The organism is Micrococcus sp. KRD012 (assembly GCF_017168555.1).
Classification (GTDB): Bacteria; Actinomycetota; Actinomycetes; order Actinomycetales; family Micrococcaceae; genus Micrococcus; species Micrococcus luteus.
In genome coordinates, this window is sequence record NZ_JABFBB010000012.1 from 1 (window position 1) to 4,190 (window position 4,190).

Sequence of the window (4,190 nt, forward strand, 5' to 3'; positions counted from 1 at the left end):
TACAACCACCACCGCCGGCACTCCTCGCTCGGCTACCTAACCCCAGCCGAGTACGCTCGGCAGTGCACCCATCAAATGGAAACCGACGACTCACAGAACGTCCGGACCGAATGAAGGGGGCGGCTCAGGGAGGGTGACACCACTCTCAGGGACTCAACTTGAACGCGAGGACTGCAGCCGCATTTTTCGCGCACGGGACCGCTCCGAGGCCCGGTGGACGTCGGGGCACTCGGGTCGTCGCCTGATGTCGCTCCTGGCTGGTGAGAGATGGCCCTCAGTAGGCCCTCGCCTCCATCCAGGCGAGCACATCGAAGACGCGGAGGGTGGTCACCTCGGCGGGGAGGGCCGCCGCGCACCGGTAGGACTCGAGGCGCTGCCAGATGGTCCGCTCCTGGGCGGAGAACTCCGCATGGAGCAGTGCCCGGCCCACGTAACCGTCCTTTCGGGTCTCATGGAAGACGGTCTGGCGCAGCGCGGCGTCGATGATCGGGAAGAGTCGCGGCCGCTTGCGGGCGACCAGCTTGGAGGCGATTGTCGGGCCGATCTTCGGCAGGGTCTTCAGCGCCTCGTAGAGCTCGTACACCGGTGCCATGTCCTTGCCGGACGGGTCCGGGTCGACGTCGATGAAGTCCCGGTCCGGGCCGACGGCCTCCAACAGCCCAGCGAAGCGCTCCCTCTGGGTGATGAGCAGATGCACGACCGCGTGCCCCGGCACTGGCGTGTTCAGCAGGGCGGCGGAGGCGACGTCGTCGGAGGTGAACACATTCGCGGACGCTGCGCGCGTCCCGCTCGGGTCGAACCCGTCCCATTGGCTGCCGATGAACTTCCGGGACTTGAAATAGAGCTGGAGCAGGTCAACGGCGCGCTCCGTTTGATCCGAAACAACCGTGCAGGGCAGGTGCAGCTGGGGTGCGGTCATGGCTCCCTCTTCCAATAGAAGGCGTCACGGTGATTGTGGCTGTGGGCTCATCGCAGCGGAAGGGAGATCAGGGGTTCTCGGTCGGCAGAATGGGGTCCCATGGAGTCCACCCAGCCCTTCGTCCTCTCCCTCGGTGCGGTCCTCGCCGCCGCAGGCCTCGACCCGCACGACGTCCTGGCCATCCGCCACACCTACAAGGAGTCGGGGCTGCCATCGCGGGCGGCAGCCACGCCGGAGCGCGTGCTCGCCTACACGCGGGAGCAGCACCACGTGGGGAAGTTCCCGAAGGAGCCCGCCCGCCACTGGCTGATCTTCATGGGGGAGGGCGGGCGTCGTTCTCGCCTCACCGCCGTGTACGAGAACCGCGGGGAGGCCGTGGCTGAGCGCACGGAGCGGTACCGGTACTACGACGTTGCGCCGGTGCCGCTGCTGGCCTCCCTCGAGGAGCGCCTGGTGGTGGAGTGGTCCGCAGACCCCGTGAACTGGGCCAAGCGCGGCCCCCTGGCGGCGCGCTTCCCCGTCCTCGAGATCGCCGACCCCACCACCGAGGCGTTCCCCGGCTTCGACCACGTGCTGCTCAGCTACGGGGACCTGCAGTCAATGGTGACCGAGACCCGCTACGCAGGCTGGCGCACCGCCCTGGAGGCCGTACGCGGGATCTACCTGATCGCCGACGAGACCGCGGGCCAGTGCTACGTCGGCAAGGCCGACGGCGAGCGTGGTGTGCTCGGACGGTGGGCGGCCTACGCCCGTGACGGCCTGGCGGGAACGTCGCCCTCCGGGATGCCCTAGAGCTCGACCCCGCCCAACCGGAGCGGTACACGTTCAGCCTGTTGCGCGTGTTCGGCTCTAATACCCCGCAGGCCCAGATCGACGCCGCGGAGAAGCACTACAAGGACGCTCTGATGACGCGCCGGTTCGGGCTGAACCGGAACTGAACGGACTTCGTAGTCCTGGGGGAGTGGGCGAAGGTCAGACGGGGGATGGACTGCCCGCGCCGAGCCTCGGGGAAGAGGACAAGCGCGCCATCCCGGCACTGCAGCCATCGCTGAGTTCCTCGAATGTGACTGCCCACGAGCACACGGGGCATCTGCAAGCCGCCCGCATTGATGTCGTCGCGCGGGCGGGTCTGATGGGTGTGAACGGCCCACCCGGAACCGGCAAGACGACGATGCTCCGGGACATCCTGGCGTCCAACGTCGTCGAACGAGCACGCCGATTGTCGGCGTGTGAGAACCCATTCGACGCCCTCACCGAACGCACCCATGAGTGGACCGGCGAGGGCAGGATGCGACGACGGGCGCGCGAACTCCGGCCCGAGGTGGCCGGCCTCGAAAAGGTGGTGGCCTCGGTGAACAACGCGGACGAGGAGAACCTCTCCGAGGAGATTCCACATCGGAGCGCCACCAAGGACGGCCGACACGTGGATGCGGACTACTTCGCCTGCCTGGCCACCGCCGCCTTGGGCGGAAGCGGCGGGGGAAGAGGACGCCCTGGGTGAGGACAGCTTGACGTCGGAGCAGCCGGGCACCTCGGGCCTGGCCACTGCGCCGATGGCAACGGCACCGACTCCGCCCCGCTCCGCGCGCAGGCGGCCGACGAGGGGGTAGTGCTGCTCGGGGTCCTTCTGGAGGGCCCGGACCGGCCCGGGGCGCACGGGGCGCACGGGGCCGGCCGGACCGACCTACGGACCGGACGGCTCAGCCCTGGGCCGACTCGACGTCCTCGTCGACCCAGTCGCGGGAGCGTTCCACGGCCTTCTTCCACAGCCGCAGGGCGCGCTCAACCTCCTCCTCGTCCGTGGTGGGCTCCCAGCGCTTGTCCTCTTCCCAGTTGGCCACGAGCTCGTCCTGGGACGCCCAGAACCCCACCGCCAGGCCTGCGGCGTAGGCGGCGCCGAGAGCGGTGGTCTCGATGACCTTGGGGCGCACGACGGGCACGCGCAGCAGGTCCGCCTGGAACTGCATGAGCAGCTCGTTGGCGACCATGCCACCGTCGACCTTCAGTTCGGTCAGGTCCACGCCGGAGTCCGCGTTCATGGCGTCCAGGACCTCGCGGCTCTGGAAGGCGGTGGCCTCGAGCGCCGCGCGGGCGATGTGCCCCTTGTTGACGTAACGGGTCATGCCCACCATGACGCCGCGGGCCGCGGCGTCCCAGTGCGGGGCGAAGAGGCCGGAGAACGCGGGGACGAAGTACACGCCGCCGTTGTCCTTCACACCGGCGGCCAGGGTCTCGACCTCCGGGGCGCTGCCGATCATCCCGAGGTTGTCCCGCAGCCACTGGATCAGCGAGCCGGTGACGGCGATCGAGCCCTCCAGCGCGTACACCGGCTTCTGGTCGCCAATGCGGTACGCCACCGTGGTGAGCAGGCCGTTGTCCGAGTGCACCGGCTCCTCGCCGGTGTTGATCAGCATGAAGTTGCCGGTGCCGTACGTGTTCTTGGCCTGGCCGACCTCGAAGCACGCCTGGCCGAAGGTCGCCGCGTGCTGGTCGCCCAGGATGCCGGTGATCGGCGTCTCGCGCAGCAGCTGCTGGCCGGATACGGTGCCCACCTCGGCGGAGGAGCTGACGATCTCCGGAAGCATGGACATCGGGATGCCCATGTCCGCGCAGATCTCCTCGTTCCAGTCGAGGGTGTCCAGGTTCATCAGCATGGTGCGGGAGGCGTTGGTGACGTCGGTGACGTGCCGGCCGCCCTCGCCGCCGCCGGTGAGATTCCACACGAGCCACGAGTCCGTGGTGCCGAAGATGAGGTCGCCGTTCTCGGCGGCCTCCCGGGCACCGTCCACGTTCTCCAGAATCCAGGCCACCTTGGGGCCGGAGAAGTACGTGGCCAGGGGCAGCCCGACGCGCTCCTTGTAGCGGTCCGCGCCGACGTCGCCGGCGAGGCGCTCGCAGAGGTGGTCGGTGCGGGTGTCCTGCCACACGATGGCGTTGTACACCGGCTTGCCGGTGTTGCGGTCCCACACCACGGTGGTCTCACGCTGGTTCGTGATGCCCACGGCGGCGACGTCGTGTCGGGTCACCTCGGCGCGGGCCAGGGCCTCGCCGATGACCTCGCGGGTGTTCGTCCAGATCTCCACCGGGTCGTGCTCCACCCAGCCGGCGCGCGGGAAGATCTGCTCGTGTTCGCGCTGACCAGTGGACACGATGGCCCCACTGTGGTCGAAGAGGATCGCGCGCGTGGACGTGGTGCCCTGGTCGATGGCCATCACGTAGCGGGGGGTGGTCATGTCCTACTCCTTCGGAGGTGGTCACGGGGGTGTGGGGG

The 4,190-nt window shown here is 68.9% G+C and carries 4 protein-coding genes; 2 read left to right on the forward strand and 2 right to left on the reverse strand.

The features are described 5' to 3' along the window. Window positions 1-274: 274 nt before the first annotated feature. On the reverse strand, window positions 275-919 hold the full coding sequence (locus J1M37_RS05975) for a DUF6308 family protein (RefSeq protein WP_206452321.1): 645 nt from the start codon (window positions 917-919) through the stop codon (window positions 275-277). A gap of 99 nt (window positions 920-1,018) precedes the next feature. Between J1M37_RS05975 and J1M37_RS05980 the strand changes: the two genes are divergently transcribed. Next, on the forward strand, window positions 1,019-1,711 hold the full coding sequence (locus J1M37_RS05980; protein WP_241250904.1) for a GIY-YIG nuclease family protein: 693 nt from the start codon (window positions 1,019-1,021) through the stop codon (window positions 1,709-1,711). Window positions 1,712-1,880: 169 nt separating this feature from the next. Further along, complete coding sequence (locus J1M37_RS05985; RefSeq protein ID WP_235188144.1) at window positions 1,881-2,420, forward strand: hypothetical protein; 540 nt, start codon at window positions 1,881-1,883, stop codon at window positions 2,418-2,420. A 199-nt stretch (window positions 2,421-2,619) separates the two neighbouring features. Here the strand turns inward: J1M37_RS05985 and glpK are convergent, their stop codons facing one another. Further along, window positions 2,620-4,152, reverse strand: a complete 1,533-nt coding sequence (gene glpK, locus J1M37_RS05990; RefSeq protein WP_020621628.1) for a glycerol kinase GlpK — start codon at window positions 4,150-4,152, stop codon at window positions 2,620-2,622. Window positions 4,153-4,190: the final 38 nt, after the last annotated feature.